Source organism: Achromobacter sp. JD417 (assembly GCF_041879325.1).
Classification (GTDB): domain Bacteria; phylum Pseudomonadota; class Gammaproteobacteria; order Burkholderiales; family Burkholderiaceae_B; genus Achromobacter; species Achromobacter mucicolens.
Map to the genome: position 1 here is coordinate 844,146 of NZ_CP087159.1, position 21,211 is coordinate 865,356.

Below are 21,211 nucleotides of genomic sequence, written 5' to 3' on the forward strand. Positions count from 1 at the left end.
CCAGCCGATTATGCAGGAAAAACGCGACGGCGGCGTGCGCGTTGACGCCCGCCGCCGTCGCCTTGCGTGGTCATCAGGTCGCCAGCTTGACGATCCCGTAGCCGCCAGCCAACAACCAGACGTAAAGGATGAAGCCCAGGGCCATGACACGAGGGCCGGCCTTGCGGATCTGGGCGAAGCGGGTTTCGATGCCCAGCGCGGTCATGGCCATGGTCAGCGCGAAGACGTCGAGCCGGCGGATGGCGGCGACGATATCCGCGGGAATGATGTTCAGGGAATTGACGATGGCCAGCGCCAGGAAGCCCACGGCGAACCAGGGGATGGGCAGCTTTTGCCCCTTGCCCTGGCCGCCGCCCGCGTGCGAGGCGGCGCTGCGCAGGTACATGCCCAGGATCAGCAGCACGGGCACGAGCAGCGCCACGCGGGTCATCTTGACGATGGTGGCGACTTCGGTCGTGGCGGGGTCGATGTTGCTGGCCGCGCCAACCACCTGCGCCACCTCGTGGACGGTGCCGCCAATATAGATGCCGAGCGCCTGGGTATCGAAGTTCAGCCAGCCCGCGTGATAGAAGACCGGGTAGAGGAACATCGACAGCGTGCCAAACAGCACCACGGTCGCCACGGCCACCGCGCTCTTGTGGGGGGCGGCGCGCAGCGTCGGTTCGAAGGCCAGCACCGCGGCCGCGCCGCAGATGGCGCTGCCGGCGGCGGTCAGCATGGCCGTGTCGCGATCCAGGCCCAGGAGCCGTTGGCCGACCACGGTGCCGATCAGCAGCGTGCCCACCACCACGGCCACCGAGACCGCCAGCCCCGGCATGCCCACGGCGGCAATCTGCTGGATGCTGATGTTCAGGCCGTAGAAGGCAACCGCAATGCGCAGCAGGCGGCGCGCCGTGAAGTTCACACCCACGCCCCAGTCGGCGGGCATGGTGCCGCGCAGGAAGTTGCCGTAAAGCATGCCGACGACGATGCCCACGACCAGCGGCGAGAAGCCTAGTTGGCGGATGAAGGGAAGATCGGCCAGTTGCATCACTGCGCCGGCCATCAAGCCCACGAACAACACGCCATTGAGCTTGTCGCGCCAGGGCGTGGCCGCGGCAGCGGGCGCTGCCGGGGCGGCGGCGGGGGTGGAGGGAAGCGGAACGGCGGTGGTGGTGGAGGTATTCATTACTGGCCCTTTGGGCATAACTACATAACTAGACGAAATATTAGATCCGGCCGTATTATTTGAAAAATCTTCAATCTAAATATTGAATATCAGAAAATCTGATATCAGTTCGCTCATGACGCCGGATCAATTGCTCACGTTCGCCGCGGTCGCCGATACCGGCAATATCAGCCGCACCGCCCAGGCGCTGCATTTGTCGCAGCCGGCGGTCTCGGGCCAGCTGCGCGCCTTGCAGGAGTGGTTTGGCGAGCCCCTGTACCGCCGTAGCGGCCACGGCATCGCGCTGACAGACGCCGGCGAACGCCTTGCCGAGCAGGCGCGTCAGCTGAGGCAGGTGTACCGGCAGGCGCAGGCCGTGCGGGAATCGTGGCGCGGACTGGAAACCGGCGCGCTGCGGCTGGGCGCCAGCACCACGCCGGCCAGCTATCTGCTGCCCCGTCTGGTTGCGGACTTTCGCCACGACTTTCCCGCCGTGAGCCTGCACCTGTCCGATGGCAACACGCGCGAGATCGTCGAGCGCCTGCCCGCGCTGGATCTGGCGTTCATAGAAGGGGATGTTCCCGCCGGATTGCCTGCCGATACCGCGGTGCATGCGTGGCGCCAGGACGAGGTCGTGGCGATCGTGCGGGCCGATCATGCGCTGGCGCACAAGGGCGCCGTGACGCTACGGGATCTGGCGGCCTCGCCGCTTGTGATGCGTGAACCGGGTTCCGGCGTGCGCCGGCTGGTGGAACGGGCCTTCAGCGATGGCGGGCTGGCCCCGTCTGTCGGCCTTGAGCTGGCCGGGGTGGAAGGCGTGAAGCAGGCCGTGCGGGCAGGGTTGGGCGTGGGTTTCGTGTCGGTGATGTCGATGCGGCACGAAGACGGCGCACTGGCGGCGCTGCGGCTGTTGCCCAAACCGCTCACGCGGACGCTGAGCATCCTGGTGCCGCACGCCGATGCCGCCGCCCGCGCCGCCGAGCGCTTCCTGGCGATGTGCCTGGCGGTCGGCGGGCAGGAGGGCTAGGCCGGAATCAGGCCTTGGCTAGCCGCTTGAGCGCGAGCTGCACCCAGTACGTGCCGCCCAGCGGCAGCAGATCGTCGTTGAAGTCATAGCTGCCGTTGTGCAACATGCAGGGGCCCAGGCCGTGGCCGCTGTCGCGGTGCTCGCCGGTGCCGTTGCCGATCCAGACGTAGCAGCCCGGCAGTTCCTGCAGCATGAACGCGAAGTCCTCGGCGCCCATGGTCGGCTGCACATTCGCGTTGACGTTGGCGTCGCCGACGATGTCGCGGAGCACGTCGGCGCAGAACGCCGCTTCCTCGGGGTGGTTGATGGTGGGCGGATAGTTGCGCTGGAAGGTGAATTCGACCTCGCAGTCCATCGCCGCACTGGTGTGGCGCGCGATTTCTTCCATACGGCGTTCGATCAGGTCCAGCACGTCCAGCGTGAAGGTGCGCACCGTGCCGCGCAATTCGGCATGGTTGGGCACCACGTTGTCGGCGCTGCCCGCATGGATCTGCGTGATGCTGAGCACGGCTGCGTCCAGCGGATTGCGGTTGCGCGTGACGATGGTCTGCAGCGATTGCGCCATCTGCACCGCCGCCATGACCGGGTCGATGCCCAGGTGCGGCATGCCCGCGTGCGTGCCCTTGCCCTTGATGACGATCGAGAATTCGTTGCTGGAGGCCATGATGGGGCCGGGCGTCAGGCCGAACTGGCCGGACTTCATGCCGGGCCAGTTGTGCATGCCGAACACCGCTTCCATCGGGAAGCGCGTGAACAGGCCGTCGTCGATCATGCGCTTGGCGCCGCCACCGCCTTCTTCGGCGGGCTGGAAGATCACATAGACCGTGCCCGCGAAATCGCGGTGCTCGGCCAGGTATTGCGACGCGGCCAGCAGCATGGCGGTGTGGCCGTCGTGGCCGCACGCGTGCATCTTGCCGTCGTTCTTGCTGGCGTGCGCAAACGTGTTGGCTTCCTGCATGGGCAGCGCGTCCATGTCGGCACGCAGGCCCACCGCGCGATCGCCGGGCTGGTTGCCGCGGATGATGCCCACGACGCCGGTGCCGCCCAATCCGCGATGGATTTCGATGCCCCATTCCTCGAGCTTGGCCGCCACCACATCGGCGGTGCGGAACTCTTCGAAGGCCAGTTCGGGATGCGCGTGGATGTCGCGTCGGATCTTGGAAATATCCTGGTGCCAGGCAACGATGGGTTCAAGGAGTTTCATGAGCGAACTCGGGGGAAATAGGGGGAACGGACAAAGGGTATCATCATTCAAAAATCAATTTAATGGAGACAAATACCATGACGCGTCCGTGGCTTGCTCAGTATCCCCAAGGCGTTCCTGCGGAGATCTCCACCGAGGAATATTCCTCGCTGACCGACTTGCTGGACCGGGCCTGCAAGCGGTACGCGACGCGCATCGCTTGCACGGCGATGGGCAGCGACATCACCTATGCGCAGCTGGACGGGCACGCGCGCGCGTTCGCGGCCTGGCTGCAAGGGTTGAATCTTGAAAAGGGCGCGCGGGTCGCGCTGATGATGCCCAACGTGCCGGCCTATCTGGTGTGCATGCTGGGATCGCTGCGCGCGGGCATGACGCTGGTGAACGTCAATCCGCTCTACACCGCCGATGAATTGCAGCGCCAGTTGCTGGACAGCGGCGCGTCCGTCATCGTCATCCTGGAAAACTTTGCGCATACCCTGCAGCAGGTTGCCGATCGCGGCGAACTTAAGCACATCGTCGTGACGGGGCCCGGCGATCTGCTTGGCGGCCTGAAGGCGCCGCTGGTCAACCTGGCCGCGCGCTACATCAAGAAGATCGTGCCGCCGTGGAAAATCGACGGCGCGCTGGCGCTGCCCAAGCTGCTGCACGAGGGTGCGCACCTGCCTTTCAATCCGCCGGCCATCTCGATGGACGACGTGGCGGTGCTGCAATACACGGGCGGCACCACCGGCGTGCCCAAGGGCGCCATGCTGTCGCACCGCAACCTGGTGGCCAACGTGCTGCAGACCGAGGCGGTCGCGCAGCCGGTCGTGCACGACATGGCGGACCAGCAGCTCACCATCATCAGCGCGCTGCCGCTCTATCACGTGTTCGCCATGACGGTGTGCGGTCTTTATGCCTTGCACGCGGGCATGCGCAACGTGCTCATCATCAATCCGCGCGACCAGCCTTCGCTCATCAATGCGTGGCGCAAGACGCCGGTGAATGTGTTTCCCGGCGTCAATACGCTGTTCAACGCGCTGGCGCACAACGAGGACTTTGCGCGCCTGGATTTCTCGGGCCTGCGGCTGACGCTGGGCGGCGGGATGGCCGTGCAGCAGCAGGTGGCCGAACGCTGGCTGAAGATCACGGGCCGGCCGCTGATCGAGGGCTACGGCCTGTCCGAGACGTCGCCGGTGGCGACGGTCAATCCCACCAATGCCACCGCGTATTCGGGTTCCATCGGGCTGCCGCTGCCGTCGACGGACGTCGCGATCCTGGACGATGCCGGCAACGAGGTGCCGCTCGGAGAACGTGGCGAGGTCGGGATTCGCGGGCCGCAGGTCATGCTGGGGTACTGGCGCAAGCCCGACGAGACGCGCAATTCGATGACGGCCGATGGGTTCTTTCGGACCGGCGACATCGGCATCATGGACGAGCAGGGCTACACCCGCATCGTGGACCGCAAGAAGGACATGATCGCGGTGTCCGGCTTCAAGGTCTATCCGAACGAGGTCGAGGCCGCGGTCGCGCAGCATCCGGGCGTGCTGGAATGCGCGGCGATCGGCGTGCCGGACGAGCACTCCGGCGAGGCGGTCAAGGTGTTTGTCGTGAAGAAAGACCCGTCGCTGACCGAAGCCCAGGTGCAGCAATGGTGCAAGGACAAGCTGACGGGCTACAAGCGGCCGCGCTTCGTTGAATTCCGCGACGAGCTGCCCAAGAGCAACGTGGGCAAGATCCTGCGCCGCGAACTGCGGCCTAATGCGCAGGCCGCAGCGCCCGCGAAGACGTCCGCCTAGCGGGCGCCTCAGCCTTGCTTGTTCAGGTGAGGCGCAATCATTTCGTGCAGCGCGCGTTCGATGGCGGGATTGCCCGCCACGACGCGCCCGCCGATCGGCCAGGGATCCTGCTTGTGCATGTCGGTGCACACGCCGCCCGCCTCGCGCAGGATCAGCGTGCCCGCGGCCACGTCCCAGGGCGCCAGGCCCATTTCCCAATAGCCGTCGTACCGGCCGCAGGCAGTCCAGGCCAAATCGAGCGCGGCGGCGCCCATGCGGCGCACGCCGCGCGCGCGGTTGATGGCGTCGTGCAGCATCGGCATGTATTGCGCGGCGAACGAAAAATCGCGGAACGGAAAGCCCGTGGCCAGCACGGCGTCTTCGATCGTCTGCGTGCGCGAACACGAGATGCGGCGGCCGTTGAGCCACGCGCCCACGCCGTACACGCCCGTGAAGAGCTCTTCGCGGCTGGGGTCGTAGACCACGCCGATGACCGGCGTGTCTTCGGCCAGCGTTTCGTTGGCGGACATCGAGGTGCCGGCATGCGCGATCAGGGCGATCGAGACGGCGTAATGCGGGATGTCGTGCAGGAAGTTGGTGGTGCCGTCGAGCGGGTCGATGTACCAGGTGGCCACGCCTTGGGCCTTGCCGCCCGTTTCCTCGGCGACGATGCCGAACTTGGGGGTGCGGGCCCTCAATTCCTGGATGATCGCGGCCTCCGCCTCGCGGTCCGCCTGGGACACGAGGTCGTTGCGGGCCTTGCGATCGATCACGAGATCGGCGCGGTGGTGCGCGTAGGATTGCAGGATGGCTGCGCCAGCATGAGCTGCCGTGACGGCCGCGTCGATCGCGGCGCACAGGTCGATGGGCGATGCCAGCGATTGGGGCTGATCGTAGGTATCCATTGGTCCAGTGTAAGCCCACCAATGCGGCAAACCTGTAGCAAACGGACTAATCCTTTCGCCGCGTGGTGCGCATCCAACGCGAACGGCCATGTGGCCGGATAATTCGCGCTTCATCATGTTTGTATCTTTGGGCTGAATGTCTGTGACTTATGTTCCGCTGGTCCCCGCAACGGGGGATGTCGACGCCGACGGCAGGCTGGTAAGCGCCGTTTATGGGGACGTCTACCACTCCCCATCCGGGGCGATGGGCCAGGCCGAGCATGTTTTCCTGCGGGGCAACGGACTGCCGGAGCGCTGGCGGGGGCGCGCGGCGTTCACCGTCTGCGAGACGGGATTCGGGCTGGGGCTGAACTTCCTGGCGCTGTGGAAGGCCTGGCGCGATGACGCGCAACGGCCTGCGGCGCTGCATGTCGTCTCGATGGAAGCTCACCCCTTTTCGGGGGACGACATGGCCGCCTTGCTGGCGCGCCATGCGCCCGAGCCGCTGGCCAGCATGGCGCGCGCGCTGGCCGCGCAATGGCCGGCGCTGCTGCCGGGGTTGCACCGGCTGGAATTCGAGAACGGCGCCGTCACGCTGACACTGGGCTTTGGCGACGCGCAGGCGCTGGCCCCCCGGCTGGGCGCGCGGGTGGACGCATTTTTCCTGGATGGCTTTGCACCCGATCGCAATCCGCAGATGTGGGCGACACCGCTGCTGCGCGCCCTGGCCGATCTGGCGGCGCCAGACGCCACGGTCGCCACCTGGGCGTGCACGGGCGAACTGCGCCGCAATCTGGCCGACGCCGGCTTTGACGTGCGGCGCGCGCCCGGTTACGGGGGCAAATGGCATATGACAGTGGGGCAGGTCCGCCAGGCGGGAACTGCCGCGCAGCCCGCGGCGGTCTCGTCCGGACAGCATGCCGTGATCGTGGGCGCCGGCCTGGCTGGCGCGGGGATCGCCCACGCGCTGGCGCTGCGCGGGTGGCGCGTCACCGTGTTGGACGCGGGGCGCGCGCTGGGCGCGCCGGCCCATGCCGGCCACTTGGCCGCTGCGCTCACGCCGGTGGTGGCGCGCGACGACAATGCGCGGGCGCGGCTGTCGCGGGCGGGCAGCGAAAGGGCGCTGGCGCGCTGGCAGGGGCTGCCGGGGGGCGCGGCGCCCCAGATCTGCGGCACCGTCCAGGTCGAGCGCGACGCCGGCCGGTCGGCGGCGCTGGCGGGCACCCTGGAAGCGCTGGCCTTTCCGGCGGACTGGGTGCGCCAGGTGACGCGGGAAGAGGCTGGCGCATTGGCCGGACTGCCCGTGGCGCGCGGCGGCGTGTTCTTTTCACAAGGCATGCTGGTGCAGCCCGGGCTGCTGATCGAGGCGCTGCTGGCCGCGGCCGGCGCGGCGGTGATTGCGGGGCGGGCCGACCGCGTGTCGCCGGCGGGGCAGGGGTGGCGGGTGCTGGACGCCTCGGGGACGGAACTGGCCCGGGCGGACACCGTGATCCTGGCCAATGCCGCGGGTTCACGCGAGGTCCTGGCGGCCAGCGGCTTGCTGGACCCGCTGCCCCGCGTCGCCCAGATGCACGCGCTGGCCGGCGAGGTGACGCTGATCCCCGCGGCGGCCCTGGACGGCGGCCCGCGCTGCATCGTCGGCGGCGAAGGCTATCTTCTGCCGGATATTGGCGTGGGCTGCGTGGTCGGCAGCACCTATGTCCATGGCGCCGCTGAGGCCTCGGTGGGCGCTGAAGGGCAGCGTGTCACATTGGGCAAGGCGGCGGGACTTCTTGCCGGCCACTTCCCGGCATTTGACGTGCTGGTTCCGGGCAATCTTCCCGGCTGGGCCGGGTGGCGCGCCGTCCTGCCGGGCCGTCTGCCGGCCGTCGGCGAGCTGCCCCACGCACCGGGTCTGTGGCTGGCCGCCGGCTACGCGTCGCGCGGATTGTCGTGGTCGGCGCTGATGGGGGACCTGATTGCGGCGCGTCTGATGGGCGAACCGCTGCCGCTGGAGACCGATCTGGTCCAGCTTGTTTCACCACGATGAAAAAAAATTAATGCGCCCGGGGCGGCACGCCCGGCTGGCGTAGAATTGTAAGAATTGCCGGAATTTGGCGCCAATAGGCCGCATTTGACCTTTCGGGCCGGCAATTCGGCGACTCGGCGGCATCTGCGCGCCTGACGCAGGCCAAGGGCTTTATGCCCCTTTTTTGGATGAAATAACCGTCCAAAAGAGGGATCGAGTTTATTTCAAAGCTCAAATCCGTCAAAATAGCGTCTTTTGATGGTTTTTGGCTTAAGCCGGGGGATGCTCTGTGCCGCCCAAGTTCGACTTTGCCCATACTACCCAGCTCGATAATGCCGAGCTGCTGACGTCCCGCCCCAGTCGCATCGATTTCGACGCGGGCGATGGGTTGCATCTGGTAGTCGAGGCGCATGCGCCTGGAGTTTTTCGCCTGCGCTGCGGCGAGGCGAACCACTTCAATGATGACAAGCCGGGCGCGCGTGCGCGCGCCGTGGCCGAAATGCTGCTCGCGCGCCAGGAGGCGGTGGGCGAAGCGACCATCGCGCCTCGCGATGGCGGGGACGGCTGGCGGATCACCCAGGGCGACGTGGCCCTGGAGATCCAGGCCAATCCTGTTCGCATCGCCCTGTACCGCAACGAAGACCGCGTCTTCGAATCCGAGGTTTCCGCGCATACGCCCGCATTCGGGCACAACGCGCTGGACCAGGCCGACGATGCCGTCTGGACGGCCGGTTTCACGTTGGCCGCCGACGAGCGGATCTACGGTCTGGGCGAAACCCCGGGGGACCTGAACCGCCGCGAGGAATCGGTGGTTTCCGACGATCCGGAGCATCGCGCGCTGCCGCTGGCCTGGAGTCCTCGAGGCTGGGGCGTCTATGCCAATACGATGCGCCGCGTGGAACATTCGGTGGGCGTCCCGCCGGCGGACTCGGCCTATGTGCTGACCGTCGATGACGCGGTGCTGGACTTGTTCCTGTTCGCCGGCGAACCCGCCGAAATCCTGAATCAATACACCGCGCTGACCGGCCGCGCCGGCCAGCCCGTCCTGTGGGCCATGGGCGCGTGGCTGCAGCAGGCCGCGGGCGAAATGCCCACGCAGACGGTTGCCCTGGTGGCGCGCATGCGCGAAAACCAGATTCCGGTGGATGCCGTGACGTTGGCCCAGCCAATCGCGTGGGGCTTCCAGGCGGACAAGACGGTTTTTGAATGGGATGCCCAACGCTTTCCCGACGCCAAGCAGATGCTGGCGCTCTTTCACAAACACAACGTGCATGTGGCGGCCTCCGGCTTTCCGGGCGTCATCAAGACCAGTCCGCTCTATGAAGAGCTGGAAGATCGCGGCTGGCTGCTGACCAAGGACGACGGCGCTGCCCAGGTGTTCGACGGCAACGCGGCGACATCCGGTCAGCCCTACGGCCTGCTCGACCTGACCTATCGCGACATCTATAACCTGTGGGTCGAGCGCCACCGCCAATTGGTGGAAGACGGTCTGGATGCGCCCGCCTGCGACGCGCAGATTGCCATCCCCGATGGCGTGACCGCCCGCAACGGCGAGACAGGCCCGGCCCTGCGCACGATGTATCCCCTGCTGGTGCGCCGCGCGCTGTTCGACGCGGTGGCCGGATTGAAGGTGCCGCCCGAAGGCGTCGTGCCCAGCGCGGACCTCTTCCCGGCGGCCCAGCGCCTGCCGTGGCAGGTGGGTCCGCAGGTCGACAACACCTGGGAAGGCCTGCGGCACACGCTGCGCACGTCCCTGTCAATCGGTTCCAGCGGCGTGCCCGTCCAGGTGCACAACATTGGTTCGGCCGCGCGCGACCGCGCCGGCATGACGCCCGAGCTTTACCTGCGCTGGCTGACCGCCGGCGTGTTCTCGGCCAATTTCTCCTTCCAGGGCGTGGAAGGGCTGATGCCCTGGGATTTCGGCGACGAAACCCTGTCCCACGCCAAGACCTGGATGCAGTGGCGCTACCGCCTGGTGCCCTATGTGCTGGGCGCCATCGAGGACTCGGCCCGCACCGGTCTGCCGGTGCAACGCTCCATGGCGCTGTCGTTCCCGAACGATCCGCACGCCCACGAATGGGATCTGCAATACCTGCTGGGTCCGGCCCTGCTGGTGGCGCCGGTCACCGAACCGGGCAATCAGGTGCGCGTGTACCTGCCCAAGGGCGAGGCGTGGTGGGATCTGAACACCGGCCATCGCTACGAGGGCGGCACCACCTGGACCATCGATTGCGAGCTTGGCCAGTTTCCGGTGTTTGGCCGCGAAGGTCACATGCTCTGTCTCGGTCCCGCCGCGCAGCATACGGGCGAGTTCAACTCGGCCCGCATCCTGGACGAGGTCTGGATGTTCGGCATGCCGGTGCATAACCCCGTCGTCATGCGCAACAAGATCCGCGTGATGCAGATGCAGGGTTCTAGCTACATCAAGGGGCTGGAAGGGCTGCGGATCTCGCCGTCCGAAGGCCTGGAAGTGAAGCGCCGCGGCGCGGAAGTCCGCATCTCGCGCGCACGCTGAACCCGGGTCGGCCGAAAGTCGGCCGCCGAAAAGAAAGGGCAGTCAGGAAGGCTTTCCTTCCCGGCTGCCCTTTGTGTCTTTGCCGGATCGCCATTGTCGAGGCGTTTGCGCGGCTTTACAGAGGCCCCGCGGCGCCGGGCCGGCAGTTGATATTACTTGTAGTTATTAAAAATGGAAAAAACGGTCGTTCTCTTTAGAAGAGAAAAGATACAAAATCGCTTGCCATGATTCACATCGAGAACCTATCCAAGACCTACGCCACGCCGCATGGGGAATTCCAGGCGCTGCGAGGCATCAACCTGCACATCGAGCAGGGTGAGGTCTTTGGCATCATCGGTCCCAGCGGGGCCGGTAAAAGCACGCTGGTCCAGTGCATCAACCTGCTGGAACGTCCCAACCAGGGCAACATCTCCATCGGCGGGCAGGCGCTGACCGGCCTGACCGAAGCGCAACTGCGTGAACAGCGCCGCCGCATCGGCATGGTGTTCCAGGGATTCAACCTGCTGTCGCGGCGCACGGTGTACGGCAACGTCGCCCTCCCGCTGGAAATCGCGGGCGTGTCCAAAGCTGAAATTCCGGCGCGCGTGGAGCGTCTGCTGGCGCTGGTCGGGCTGGAACACCTGCGCGACCGTTATCCCAGCCAGATCAGTGGCGGCCAGAAGCAGCGCGTCGGCATCGCCCGCGCGCTGGCCAACAACCCGGACGTGCTGCTGAGCGACGAAGCCACGTCGGCGCTGGACCCCGAAACCACGCACAACATCCTGGCGCTGCTGCGGGACATCAACCGCAAGACCGGCGTGACCGTGGTCATGATCACGCACCAGATGGAAGTCGTGCGCGAGGTCTGCGATCGCGTGGCCGTGCTGTCGCAGGGCGAGGTCGTCGAAATCGGCAGCACCCGCGAGGTCTTTGCCCAACCCCGCCATGAAGTGACCCGCAACATGGTGTCGGCCGCCACCGCCTCGGAACTGACCGACGCCACGCTGGCCGCCGTCAAGGACCGCATCCAGGCGCTGGCCGCCGCCAAACCCGGCCAGACCGTGCGCCTGTTGCGCCTGTCGCTGACCGGCACCGATGCATCGGGTGCCTTCCTGTCTGACCTGACCCGGCAATTCGGCCTGGACGTCGGCCTGGTGCAGGCGCGCGTCGAAGACATCCAGGGCGTGGCCGTGGGCACGATGTTTGTGCTGGCCCAAGGCACGCCCGCCGCGCTCAAGGACGGGATTGCCGCCTTGAACGCCCGTGACATTACCGTTGAAGAAATAGCTCATGAGTCCGCAACTGATCGACCTGCTTATTACGTCGCTGCTTGACACCCTGCTGATGGTGGGCGTGGCCAGCGCCATCGCGGTGATCATCGGCATTCCGCTTGGCGTCACGCTGACGGTGACCGCGCGCGGCAACATGCTTGAAAACCAGCCCGTGAACCACGTGCTGGGCGCCATCATCAACGCGACCCGTTCGGTGCCGTTCGTGATCCTGATGGTCGCGATCATCCCGTTCACGCGATTGGTGGCGCAGACGTCCATCGGCACCACCGCCGCCATCGTGCCTTTGTCGGTGGCCGCCATTCCCTTCATGGCGCGCATCGCGGAAAACGCCATGCGCGAGGTCGATCCGGGCCTCATCACCGCGGCGCGCGCCATGGGCGCATCGCCGATGCAGATCATCATGAAGGTGCTGCTGCCCGAAGCTCTGCCGGGCCTCATCGCCGCCACCATCGTCACCGTGGTCAGCCTGATCGGTTATTCGGCCATGGCCGGCGCCATCGGCGGCGGCGGGCTGGGCGACCTGGCGATCCGCTATGGCTACCAGCGCTTCCAGTCCGACGTCATGGCCGCGGTCGTGATCGTGCTGATCGTTCTGGTCCAAGCCATCCAGAGCCTGGGCGACCGCTTCGTGCGCCGCATGTCGCATCGCTGATCTTCTTCGTTTTTTCCTACTTCCGTCATATCGGGATATCGCAACATGAGCATCAAGGTTTTGAAGTCGCTGGCCGCGTTCGCTTTGGGCGCCGCCGTATTCGCCCAGCCCGCGCTGGCTCAGGACAAGCCGCTGAAGGTCGGCGTCACCGCCGGTCCGCACGCCCAGATCTTTGATGTGGTCAAGGCCGAAGCCGCCAAGCAGGGCCTGAACCTGCAGGTCATCGAGTTCTCGGACTACGTGCAGCCGAACGTGGCGCTGGCCGCCGGCGACCTGGACCTGAACAGCTACCAGCACCAGCCCTACCTGGACAACGCCAACGCGGACCGCGGCTACAAGCTGGTCAGCATCGCCAAGACCGTGATCTTCCCGATCGGCATCTACAGCAAGAAGATCAAGTCGCTGTCCGAACTGAAGGAAGGCGCCCGCATCGCGCTGCCAAACGACCCGACCAACGGCGGCCGCGCGCTGCTGCTGCTGCAGGCCAATGGCTTGATCAAGCTGCGTCCGGAAGCGGGCCTGAAGGCCACGCCGATCGACGTGGTCGAGAATCCCAAGAAGCTGCGCTTCATCGAACTGGACGCCGCCCAACTGCCGCGCTCGCTGGATGACACCGACGCTTCGGCCGTGAACACCAACTTCGCGCTGGAAGCCGGACTGAACCCGACCAAGGACGCCATCGCCCAGGAATCGCCCGACTCGCCGTACGCCAACGTGCTGGTCGTGCGTGAAAAGGACAAGGACCGTCCCGAGTTCGCCAAGCTGGTCTCCATCTATCACAGCCCGGCAGTGAAGCAGTTCATCGAAACCAAGTTCAAGGGCGCGGTGGTGGCTGCCTGGTAATCCAGCGCGCCGCACGACCCGCAAACGGCCGCCGCGAGCGGCCGTTTGCTTGCCTGGCTTCGCTGGCAGGATGGCACGCTGTCATTTTTTGACAAGCCCTTCGAAATCCGCCATAATTTCGGGCTTCGGTCGGGTTGTTAGCTCAGTCGGTAGAGCAGCGGACTTTTAATCCGTTGGTCGCGAGTTCGAGTCTCGCACAACCCACCATCAAAACTTTGCAGTATCAAGAACTTACGCCGCTTCTACAAGCGGCGTTTTTTCTTGGCGTTCTGACTTTGACCAAAATTCGACCGTGGCCGAATGGTGCGCGAGGTGAGACGGGGCCAGGTGAGCATATCGCTGCACCATGTCCAGTGTCTCCCAACCGCCGAGGTCCTTCAGCACCATGAGCGGCGTGCCAGCCTGTACATGCCAGCTGGCCCAGGTGTGCCGTAGGTCGTGAAAGTGAAAGTCGTCAATGCCAACTTCTGCGCAAGCGCGGCGAAGACAGCGCGCATCGACCTGACCAATCTTGCGGACGAGGCCGTCGCGCGACGGCCTCTCGAAGACGTACTTCTTCGCCTTGGGAATCCGACGCTGCAGGACTGCAAGAGCATCCGCGTTGAGCGGCACAGAACGTGCGTAACCGGATTTCGCCTCTTCTGCGATGACCCAGGCATTGGAGCGCGGCATGTCGACGTTGCTTGGCTTGAGCGAGAGCAGTTCGTCCTCGCGCATACCGGTGGCTACTGCGACCAAGCTCACGTCCCGCATCCATTCGAGCGTCATGGCGCTAATCAAGCGGCCGATAACGTCCTTTGGTTCCCAGCGCACTCGATTATCGGGCTCGACGAACTCGGCGAACTTGGGACACTTGTCGATCCAATCCCACTCCTCGCATAGCTTGAGCATTCGGCGCATCGTTGCAAGATAACGATTCTTCGTAGCTGCGCTGACTGGAGTGGGTTTCCGATGACGGTGCGTCGTGTGAGTGGGCAGCTTGTCCGCGATCTCGTCGAATTTTAAAGAGCGAATGGCGCGTCCAGAGAACTGCGTGCGCCAGTAGGCAATGTGCCGGACCTTGCTGTCGTAGTCTCGCAGGCCGTCCCAAAGTCGAAGGCACCGTACAGCGGCTTCTTCATACAAGCGGTCGGGTTGCTCACCGAGCTTGGCTTGGCGCCACAAATCAGCCTTCAACTTGTCGTGATATTCCTGCGCGGCTTGCCTGTCCGATGTTCCAGAAGAGCATCTAACTCGCGGGAGGCCTGGGACGCGGATATCAACTTGCCAGATACCTGAGGTTTCATCTTTGCGGATGGGCATGGTGCTTCTCCCAAGACCCGCAGCGATAGCTGGGTGACATTGTTCTTCTTTTCCGAGAATGCAGCAAGGCGCGAAGGCCAGATCCGCCAGGCGCCACGCGCCCTAAGCTGAAATCCAAGTTCCTTGCGATAGCTGAAGATTGTGCTGTAGGAAACATTGAGGCGTTCAGCGGCTTCATGCAGCGTGAGCGCCTTTTCATCCGTGGTCTGCACGGAAAGTGCATTGAGCATCGTGAACACCTCTAAATTGGATGCATACCCGAGGGGTCGACTCATCCGCCCGCGCCTGTCGGAAGCAGTTCATGCAGAACCATGGCGGCAATGGTGGCACCTCACGGGGAGCATCTAGGCGGTTTTGGGGGGCAATTCGGGCACTGGGTCACCGATCGCGGCATTCCACGACCACCAGCCTCCGGCACCGAATGTTTCGTCATAGTGCGCAGCCTTCTCTTTTTTGCGCGACAAGTAATCCGTGCCGGACATGCCCCAAACTTCAAGGGGGATCGGCTCAGGCAGGTCGCGCAGCCAAAAGTCGGGAAAGACCGCGTCTTCGCCTGCGTCGAATCGCAGGGGCTTTTCAAATCGGCGCTTCTCCGCAACGAGCTTCTCAGCGATCAGAACTTCATACCCCGAATCGACCGGGATGCAGTCACGCGTGATCTGCATGAGCGCGATGTCCACGACCTGCGCTCGCATGTTGCCCGCCGAGGATTTCGGCGGATCTGTTTGCGCAACCGCGATGATTGGGTTTCCAGCGCGCCAAGCGTCAATCTCGCGGCCGAAGCGGCGCTCGAGCGCTGCCCAGATGCCTTCGTCCAAGGCCATGAAAGGTATGCCGTGAAACCCGGCGATAGGCAGTACTTCACTGCCGTCCATTCCTTCCTGATGCTGGGCGAGCGGCGCAACAATGACCAGGCGGCGGCGCTGTGTGATCGCTTCGAGACTCTTAGCCTTGTTGTGTCCCGCCTGCTGCCCCGAGCCGGGCTGCGTGGCAATCACGAGGTTTTGCGACAGTCGAGCGCGGCCTGCATAGGTCGATGTCGCGATACGCATCAGGTGGTGGTGAACCACGCCGAGGTTGCGCTTGCCTTCCATGCCGGGAGTCCACGTATTCAGGCCGGCTTGCGTCCAGAGGAAATGAAGCAGGCCGAGCAGTGTCATGCTTGCTTGGCCGGACCGGGGTCGAGGGGTGGCGACCTTCGTCTCGGCCAGTCCGGCATTGTTGCTTTCATCAGGCGCGACAGCCGCGCGCTGTTGCAGCCCAACCTTGAGCTTGATCTTCACTGCGCCGTCATCCAGCTCCTGCACGACACCGCGGCGATAGGAGCCAAGGCCGGACATGCTGGGATCGACGCCGTAGTAGATACAGTCTTCGCTATGCTCGGCGCCCGTCTCTGGAAAGCGGGCGAGATGGAACCTGTCGGAATTGGCCCTGCTGTGAATTGAGAGGCGCTTTTCACCGGCACCGGGGCACGTGCAGCGCACGTCCGCCTTTCCATGAGCCATCAGCAGGACTCGCTTCCAACCCTCCTTGTATTCGTCCAGCGTTTGAAACTCAGGGGAGTAAGGGCGTTTGTTGGGACCGAGCGTTATTTCCACCGGGTAAACCTTGCGGTCCATCATTTGCCTCCCAAGGTGGCACAAAGCGTTGTGCTCACGAATTGCTGTTTTGCGCAGACGTCTTTGACATCGGAATAGATGAGGTAGAGCGCGTAGCCCGCCGCGAAGATCAACGCGGCGATCGTCCAGACGAAAAATTGCTTCATCAAGATTTCATGTGCGAGATGGCGGATGAGGGGGGCACATGCAGACGCGAGCGCGTCGCCAGAATGCAGAGGCCGACGTAAGGTCGGGTCGTCCTCCCTCCTGCAAGTGATGGCAGCGTGTTTAGGCGCTAAACAGCAGAAGGCGTATCGGCCTTGCTGCGACTTTGGAGCGTACACATCCGAATCGGAGCGCTCAGCCGGAGGCGTTTAGCTGCTAAACACCTCTCAGTCGATTACTGAACGCCGATTCGGATGCCGCCAGCGAGATACCACGACGCTGGCGGATTCCTGCCGACTTGCACGGCGCAGGCCAGTTGTTCTCCCGGCCGGGTGTTCGCCCCGCCGTTACTCGCCACGGAGGGCATAGACATTCTGCTTAGGCGCTCGCGCCCTTCACTCGAAGGGCTGGTGGGAAGGCGGGATCGTTGATCCCTTCCTGCCTCATCTCGAGATCTAGGTGGTCTTCCAGGCTCTGCGCCTGAACAGATTTTTTCAACCACATGCTTGCCGCACCTGGCCGGACTTCACGGGCCTCTACGGGACCCCTAGATTTTTGCTGCTTCTTTTCGTCCCCGGGGCTTTCCGTGTTCGCAGCCAACTCCCCTTCTGCGGCGCCCTCTCGGGCGGCGCAGGACGTTACTTCTGTGCGTATTGTTAAAGAGCGGCAACCCATATTTGGGTGTGTGCGAACATGATAACCCGTAAATAAACGTTGTCAACCCAAATATGGGTTTACTAAGGCAGCCGTGTTCTAGCCGAGTTAGGGGCGAACAAAAGGACATTGTTTTCGTATTTGGTAACAAAAGGCCTAAATTTCGGCCGCAAGCTGCCGTTTGTACCTATATCCAACCAGTAGACAGTGGCACCCGTCGTGGTTTCGATCCGCCATTGCGGGAATCTATGCGCGTCGCTTGGGGGATTCCCCCTTTTTTGCAAGCGTTTGACGCTCAGCCTCTGAATAACGTTCTATATCGTTCAAAATCAGCTGCTGGAATGCAGGATTGAGGGTGCGGAAGCACTCCAACAAAGTTTGCTCTTCCTTTGAGAGGGGCAGGGTTCCTGCCACGGGCTCGGTCATTAACGACGGCAGATGTGCCGGATCCAGGTCCTCGACAAACAATTGCCAAAGGTCCAAACCAAAAGCCCGTGCGATTTCCGCAACGCTTTCCACTCCTGCGCTTCCCTGCGCGCGACGAACACGGTCAACCGTCGACCGCGTCAGGCGGCCGTTCGTTTTCTTCTCAAGCGCGGCATTAGATAGACCAGCCGTACGCATGAGCTGATCGACGTTCGTGCCGACGAGTTCTGTAGCTTTTTTTGCCATACGGAACTATGCCGCGCCGGCGTGCATATATGTGGGTTGAAATAACCCAAATACGGGTTAGAATCGCTTGCATGAGCGAACTTCAATTTTTTGACCGGGTGTTATCCCGCCTCCGCGCCGTCCCGTACAACGAACTCGGCGTAGTCGCCGACGCGACGCACGTGTCGCTGAGCAATCTCCGTAAGATCCGCTACGGCGAGGTGAAGAATCCAGGAGTCCAGACGGTTCAGGCCCTGGCTGACTACTTCGCTGCCATAGACGTCCCCCGCGACCGATCCAATCAAACTTCCGCTGTTCCCGCTAAAAAACCGTAGGGACGGCCGATGATCTTCGGTGTTTAGCAGCTAAACACGGAGTCTCGCGTTGGCTGCTGTGCATCCGTACCTCACAAGGACAGAGGAATGGCAAACATGAGAACTGTTGTAATCGCACAGAACAAAGGTGGTGTCGGCAAGACCGCTGATGCCATCCACATTGCGTTTCACGCCGCCGAACGGGGGCTCAAGACACTCGTAGTGGACCTGGACACCGGGAACCTCTCCAAGACCATGCGTCAGCACCGCTTGGAGGTACCGGCGAGCGCACTGTTTCTCGATGAGATGCCGGTCGTTCGCGACGCCCCAGGCCCTATTGCCCTGCTGCACGCAGATCGGCTTCTGGCCAACGTCATCTACATGCCCCTCGAGCGAGCACTTCGAAATTTCCAGGTAAACCTGCGCGAATTTGAAACGCGGGGCTTTGATCTCTGCGTGATCGACACGCCCGCCAGCATCGGCATCGCCACCATTACTGCACTGCGCACCGCGGATGCGGTGATCAGTCCAGTCGAGATGGAGGACTACAGCATCGAGGGCATCAAAGACATGATGCGCGTGATCGTCGGGGCCAAGCAGCACAACCCGAAGCTGCACTTCCTGGGTATTGTGCCGAACCGGGTTGACCGCCGTAACCCGCGTCAGGTCAAACATCTTGCCGAGGTACAAGCTGCGCACGGCAAACTTCTGGCCCCAGTTGTGGTGGGTCTGCGCACTAGCGTCGCAGAGGCACTGGCTGCGGGCGAACCCGTCTGGAAGAGCAGGAAGACAACGGCACGGGCAGCAGGCGCGGAGATGCGCGCCCTCGGCAATCACGTCCTGCAAACGATGGGAGTGGCGAAATGAGTTTAGCCGCTAAACACGGTGATGCCGGCGGCCTGGACTTGGCCGGCCTGGGCGATTTGGCGTCGCTGCTAGACGGCGCGCCGCCCCAGGCGCGCGAACCCGGCTCCTATGACATTAGTCTCATCCACGAAGATGAAAAGAACTCCCGCGGCAAAAACAATCCGGGATACAGCGTGGAGAGCATCGCAGAGCTAGCTGCGTCGTTCAAACGCCAAGAGCGCAAGGGTAAGCGTGCCATCAAGTCTCCTTTGTCGTTGCGACCGCATCCAACAATTCCCGGACATTTCATTATCAATCACGGTCACCGCCGATTCCGTGCAGCGAAGGTCGCTGAGATGACTTCGGTGCCGGGGTTCGAAGATCCGGATTTCGATGACTTCGATCAGGTCGTGGAGAACGTGCAGCGCGAGAACCTAACCGCGCGGGAAATTGCGGACTTTATCGGCGGCAAGCTGTCAGCTGGTTGGTCCCGGGCCGACTTAGCGCGTCAGCTCGGTAAATCGAAAGCCTGGGTAAGCCATCATGCAGGTCTACTCACGCTGCCCGAACCCGTCGCCGAAGCGGTTGCGGCGGGGAAGGTGACTGATGTGACGCTCGCCAATGAACTGGCCGTCGCGCACCGTGAGCAACCGGAGGCCGTCGCAGATCTGTTGAGCGCGAATGAGGCCAAGCCTACGCGGTCGGCGGTGAAGGCGATTCGGAAAGCCGGAGGTGCGAAGCGAGCGTCGTCAGACGCACTGGCGGAGGAGACGCCACAGTCATCACGTGATGAGACGACAGCCCGCGCCGTAGTGGCGGAATGTTCGACCCATGTGTTCCATGCAAAAGAACCAAGCACCCCACCCGAAAATGGCGAACTACCGCCCACGGTTGGCCCGGAAGTCCAACGAAGCATGGATCGCCTCGAGCAGCATCGACGGGAAGGCGCAAACCCGGTGCTTCAAAAGAAAGGGACTGATGCCCTGGCACGCCTCATCAACATCGCACAGCGTGATACTGGCCAAAGCAAACGGGTGGCGGACTTTCTGCTTTCGTGGTGGAACGCGACCAGGTGCGGTGGCTTCGACCTGACCGATATCTGGAGCGTGGACGCTGAGATAGCCGATGACATGCTCGTCGTGATTGGCCTGATCCGCCAAACACGCGCGTATCCCGATACCCTGGGGACCGAGGTACATGCGCAGTTCAAGGCCCTGGTTGCGCTTTGGCGTCCGGCACTGTGCGACGCCTGATGTATCGTTTAGCCGCTAAACACCGAAAGAGGAGCCATCCGATGGAAAAGTCTTTGGCCAAAATTAATTCCCAGATCCGCTGAGGTATGTCGGGCCGATAACGACCGAGGCTGTGTGAAAACTCGTGATGGACTTGTTTTCGAGGGTGTTCAAACCCTTCCCTCAACTCCGATCGTCGATCCTGAGTTGATCTGAGAGGCCAACTTCCGACATGACCCTCAGCACGGTGAGTTTTCACACAACCTCGACCCAGAGCGGTCGGTCTGCCTCCCACCTCTCGGCGCAGATTCTCTGGCATCCAAAGCGAATTCGATTCGCCCAGCTGCAACTGCGCATAGTGACATCGCGTAAACGGCGCGTGCGTCAACTGCCTAAAGTTTTGCCTAGTTCCAAGCGTAATGTCGCGGGTAGTTTTGAGACGAGCTAGGTTTTGATTTGCACGCAGAGTTGAACCACCTTTACGTTTGATTTGCATGTAAGTCCGAACAACCTCGTGAACACCATCCTGCTCGGTACGCGTGTGGGACACAGGAGTGATCGACGTGGGTCTTCTCAGCATTACTCGCCGTTGGCATTTGCGCGATCATGGCTCTTTACGAGAGATTGCCAAGCGACTTGGCATATCGCGCACCTCGGTGAGACGCTATCTGCACTCGTCGTGGCTCAAGGTCGAGGCTAACCGCACACGCAAGCAGCGACGCTCGCTTTTGGAGCCGCACCAGGATTCTTGCTCTCTAGGCTATACGGGCTCTTACGACCGAGTCGCTGCTTTCGCGTTCGTCACTAGCCCAGAACTCAGGGCGGCGTTGCCGAATGTGCCGACGGCCCCAGAGGCAGGGATGCCCAGACTTTCGGCCGTGGCGTGGTTCGGATCGCCGGCGCCCAATGACATGCCGACTGCCATGGTGGATAAGATTAAGCAAGCCATCGCTCGGGAATTCGCCAAACCCCGTCCGGATTGCGGAAAATCCTGAAGTTCTGAACGATCGTTAGACAAAGGGAGAATGAGAATTGCGGGGCTCACATGGCTACCTGCGAGTGCCTTTTGCCCGGGGCCTCATTAACAGGTATTCCATGGTGATCGATGCTTGGGTGCCATTTTGAATCCCCTGTAGCAGTC

18 protein-coding genes, 1 tRNA gene and 1 pseudogene are annotated in these 21,211 nt (G+C 63.3%); 12 read left to right on the forward strand and 8 right to left on the reverse strand.

Going from position 1 to position 21,211, the window contains the following annotated elements; genetic code table 11:
* Positions 1 to 73: 73 nt before the first annotated feature.
* Positions 74 to 1,168: a YeiH family protein gene (locus LN047_RS03835; protein ID WP_373981177.1), complete on the reverse strand. Its 1,095-nt coding sequence runs from the start codon at positions 1,166 to 1,168 to the stop codon at positions 74 to 76.
* Between the two features lie 115 nt (positions 1,169 to 1,283).
* On the opposite strand from LN047_RS03835, the gene LN047_RS03840 reads away from it, so the two are divergent.
* A complete protein-coding gene (locus tag LN047_RS03840) occupies positions 1,284 to 2,174 on the forward strand; it encodes a LysR family transcriptional regulator (protein ID WP_373981178.1) in 891 nt (296 codons plus the stop codon).
* 7 nt (positions 2,175 to 2,181) lie between these two features.
* Here the strand turns inward: LN047_RS03840 and LN047_RS03845 are convergent, their stop codons facing one another.
* On the reverse strand, positions 2,182 to 3,378 hold the full coding sequence (locus LN047_RS03845; RefSeq protein WP_175236540.1) for a M20 aminoacylase family protein: 1,197 nt from the start codon (positions 3,376 to 3,378) through the stop codon (positions 2,182 to 2,184).
* A 77-nt stretch (positions 3,379 to 3,455) separates the two neighbouring features.
* On the opposite strand from LN047_RS03845, the gene LN047_RS03850 reads away from it, so the two are divergent.
* Positions 3,456 to 5,156, forward strand: a complete 1,701-nt coding sequence (locus tag LN047_RS03850; RefSeq protein ID WP_373981179.1) for an AMP-binding protein — start codon at positions 3,456 to 3,458, stop codon at positions 5,154 to 5,156.
* An 8-nt stretch (positions 5,157 to 5,164) separates the two neighbouring features.
* Here the strand turns inward: LN047_RS03850 and LN047_RS03855 are convergent, their stop codons facing one another.
* A complete protein-coding gene (locus tag LN047_RS03855) occupies positions 5,165 to 6,040 on the reverse strand; it encodes an inositol monophosphatase family protein (protein WP_280002945.1) in 876 nt (291 codons plus the stop codon).
* 136 nt (positions 6,041 to 6,176) lie between these two features.
* Here LN047_RS03855 and mnmC point away from each other — a divergent pair, with 136 nt between their 5' ends.
* From mnmC to LN047_RS03885, 6 genes are all read left to right on the forward strand, one after another.
* A complete protein-coding gene (mnmC, locus tag LN047_RS03860) occupies positions 6,177 to 8,048 on the forward strand; it encodes an FAD-dependent 5-carboxymethylaminomethyl-2-thiouridine(34) oxidoreductase MnmC (protein ID WP_373981180.1) in 1,872 nt (623 codons plus the stop codon).
* A gap of 268 nt (positions 8,049 to 8,316) precedes the next feature.
* Positions 8,317 to 10,542, forward strand: a complete 2,226-nt coding sequence (locus LN047_RS03865; protein WP_373981181.1) for a TIM-barrel domain-containing protein — start codon at positions 8,317 to 8,319, stop codon at positions 10,540 to 10,542.
* Positions 10,543 to 10,766: 224 nt separating this feature from the next.
* Positions 10,767 to 11,855: a methionine ABC transporter ATP-binding protein gene (locus LN047_RS03870; RefSeq protein WP_279213199.1), complete on the forward strand. Its 1,089-nt coding sequence runs from the start codon at positions 10,767 to 10,769 to the stop codon at positions 11,853 to 11,855.
* Positions 11,812 to 12,465, forward strand: coding sequence for a methionine ABC transporter permease (locus LN047_RS03875; protein ID WP_062841659.1), 654 nt, complete (start codon positions 11,812 to 11,814; stop codon positions 12,463 to 12,465). The genes LN047_RS03870 and LN047_RS03875 overlap by 44 nt, the downstream gene beginning before the upstream one ends.
* Positions 12,466 to 12,510: 45 nt before the next feature.
* Complete coding sequence (locus LN047_RS03880) at positions 12,511 to 13,308, forward strand: MetQ/NlpA family ABC transporter substrate-binding protein (protein WP_056320831.1); 798 nt, start codon at positions 12,511 to 12,513, stop codon at positions 13,306 to 13,308.
* 131 nt (positions 13,309 to 13,439) lie between these two features.
* Positions 13,440 to 13,515, forward strand: a tRNA-Lys gene (locus LN047_RS03885).
* Between the two features lie 24 nt (positions 13,516 to 13,539).
* On the opposite strand, the gene LN047_RS03890 is transcribed toward LN047_RS03885, so the two are convergent.
* The 5 genes from LN047_RS03890 to LN047_RS03910 all read right to left on the reverse strand — a co-directional run bounded on the left by LN047_RS03890 (position 13,540) and on the right by LN047_RS03910 (position 17,699).
* Entirely contained in the window at positions 13,540 to 14,484 is a 945-nt protein-coding gene (locus tag LN047_RS03890; protein ID WP_227741349.1) for a site-specific integrase, read from the reverse strand.
* Positions 14,481 to 14,840 (reverse strand): hypothetical protein, encoded by a 360-nt coding sequence (locus LN047_RS03895; protein ID WP_227741350.1) that lies wholly within the window; start codon positions 14,838 to 14,840, stop codon positions 14,481 to 14,483. Before LN047_RS03895 ends, LN047_RS03890 begins: the two co-directional genes overlap by 4 nt.
* 114 nt (positions 14,841 to 14,954) lie before the next feature.
* Complete coding sequence (locus LN047_RS03900) at positions 14,955 to 16,232, reverse strand: DUF1173 family protein (RefSeq protein WP_152383403.1); 1,278 nt, start codon at positions 16,230 to 16,232, stop codon at positions 14,955 to 14,957.
* Complete coding sequence (locus LN047_RS03905) at positions 16,229 to 16,375, reverse strand: hypothetical protein (protein WP_175157260.1); 147 nt, start codon at positions 16,373 to 16,375, stop codon at positions 16,229 to 16,231. Before LN047_RS03905 ends, LN047_RS03900 begins: the two co-directional genes overlap by 4 nt.
* A gap of 898 nt (positions 16,376 to 17,273) precedes the next feature.
* On the reverse strand, positions 17,274 to 17,699 hold the full coding sequence (locus LN047_RS03910; protein WP_152383404.1) for a hypothetical protein: 426 nt from the start codon (positions 17,697 to 17,699) through the stop codon (positions 17,274 to 17,276).
* Positions 17,700 to 17,770: 71 nt separating this feature from the next.
* Between LN047_RS03910 and LN047_RS03915 the strand changes: the two genes are divergently transcribed.
* The 4 genes and pseudogenes from LN047_RS03915 to LN047_RS03930 all read left to right on the forward strand — a co-directional run.
* Positions 17,771 to 18,013 carry a hypothetical protein gene (locus tag LN047_RS03915; protein WP_152383405.1) on the forward strand — a complete coding sequence of 81 codons (243 nt, stop codon included), beginning with the start codon at positions 17,771 to 17,773 and terminating at the stop codon, positions 18,011 to 18,013.
* A 96-nt stretch (positions 18,014 to 18,109) separates the two neighbouring features.
* Positions 18,110 to 18,859 carry a ParA family protein gene (locus LN047_RS03920; protein ID WP_152383406.1) on the forward strand — a complete coding sequence of 250 codons (750 nt, stop codon included), beginning with the start codon at positions 18,110 to 18,112 and terminating at the stop codon, positions 18,857 to 18,859.
* On the forward strand, positions 18,856 to 20,091 hold the full coding sequence (locus LN047_RS03925; protein ID WP_152383407.1) for a ParB/RepB/Spo0J family partition protein: 1,236 nt from the start codon (positions 18,856 to 18,858) through the stop codon (positions 20,089 to 20,091). The genes LN047_RS03920 and LN047_RS03925 overlap by 4 nt, the downstream gene beginning before the upstream one ends.
* Positions 20,092 to 20,624: 533 nt before the next feature.
* Positions 20,625 to 20,867, forward strand: a pseudogene (locus LN047_RS03930) (helix-turn-helix domain-containing protein); the annotation flags it as partial.
* Between the last annotated feature and the right edge of the window lie 344 nt (positions 20,868 to 21,211).

Coding starts and splice junctions, on each gene's coding strand:
- LN047_RS03835 (WP_373981177.1), bottom strand. CDS start 1,168: ATGAATACCTCCACCACCACCGCCGTTCCGCTTCCCTCCACCCCCGCC.
- LN047_RS03840 (WP_373981178.1), top strand. CDS start 1,284: ATGACGCCGGATCAATTGCTCACGTTCGCCGCGGTCGCCGATACCGGC.
- LN047_RS03845 (WP_175236540.1), bottom strand. CDS start 3,378: ATGAAACTCCTTGAACCCATCGTTGCCTGGCACCAGGATATTTCCAAG.
- LN047_RS03850 (WP_373981179.1), top strand. CDS start 3,456: ATGACGCGTCCGTGGCTTGCTCAGTATCCCCAAGGCGTTCCTGCGGAG.
- LN047_RS03855 (WP_280002945.1), bottom strand. CDS start 6,040: ATGGATACCTACGATCAGCCCCAATCGCTGGCATCGCCCATCGACCTG.
- mnmC (WP_373981180.1), top strand. CDS start 6,177: ATGTCTGTGACTTATGTTCCGCTGGTCCCCGCAACGGGGGATGTCGAC.
- LN047_RS03870 (WP_279213199.1), top strand. CDS start 10,767: ATGATTCACATCGAGAACCTATCCAAGACCTACGCCACGCCGCATGGG.
- LN047_RS03875 (WP_062841659.1), top strand. CDS start 11,812: ATGAGTCCGCAACTGATCGACCTGCTTATTACGTCGCTGCTTGACACC.
- LN047_RS03880 (WP_056320831.1), top strand. CDS start 12,511: ATGAGCATCAAGGTTTTGAAGTCGCTGGCCGCGTTCGCTTTGGGCGCC.
- LN047_RS03895 (WP_227741350.1), bottom strand. CDS start 14,840: ATGCTCAATGCACTTTCCGTGCAGACCACGGATGAAAAGGCGCTCACG.
- LN047_RS03900 (WP_152383403.1), bottom strand. CDS start 16,232: ATGATGGACCGCAAGGTTTACCCGGTGGAAATAACGCTCGGTCCCAAC.
- LN047_RS03905 (WP_175157260.1), bottom strand. CDS start 16,375: ATGAAGCAATTTTTCGTCTGGACGATCGCCGCGTTGATCTTCGCGGCG.
- LN047_RS03910 (WP_152383404.1), bottom strand. CDS start 17,699: ATGGCAAAAAAAGCTACAGAACTCGTCGGCACGAACGTCGATCAGCTC.
- LN047_RS03915 (WP_152383405.1), top strand. CDS start 17,771: ATGAGCGAACTTCAATTTTTTGACCGGGTGTTATCCCGCCTCCGCGCC.
- LN047_RS03920 (WP_152383406.1), top strand. CDS start 18,110: ATGAGAACTGTTGTAATCGCACAGAACAAAGGTGGTGTCGGCAAGACC.
- LN047_RS03925 (WP_152383407.1), top strand. CDS start 18,856: ATGAGTTTAGCCGCTAAACACGGTGATGCCGGCGGCCTGGACTTGGCC.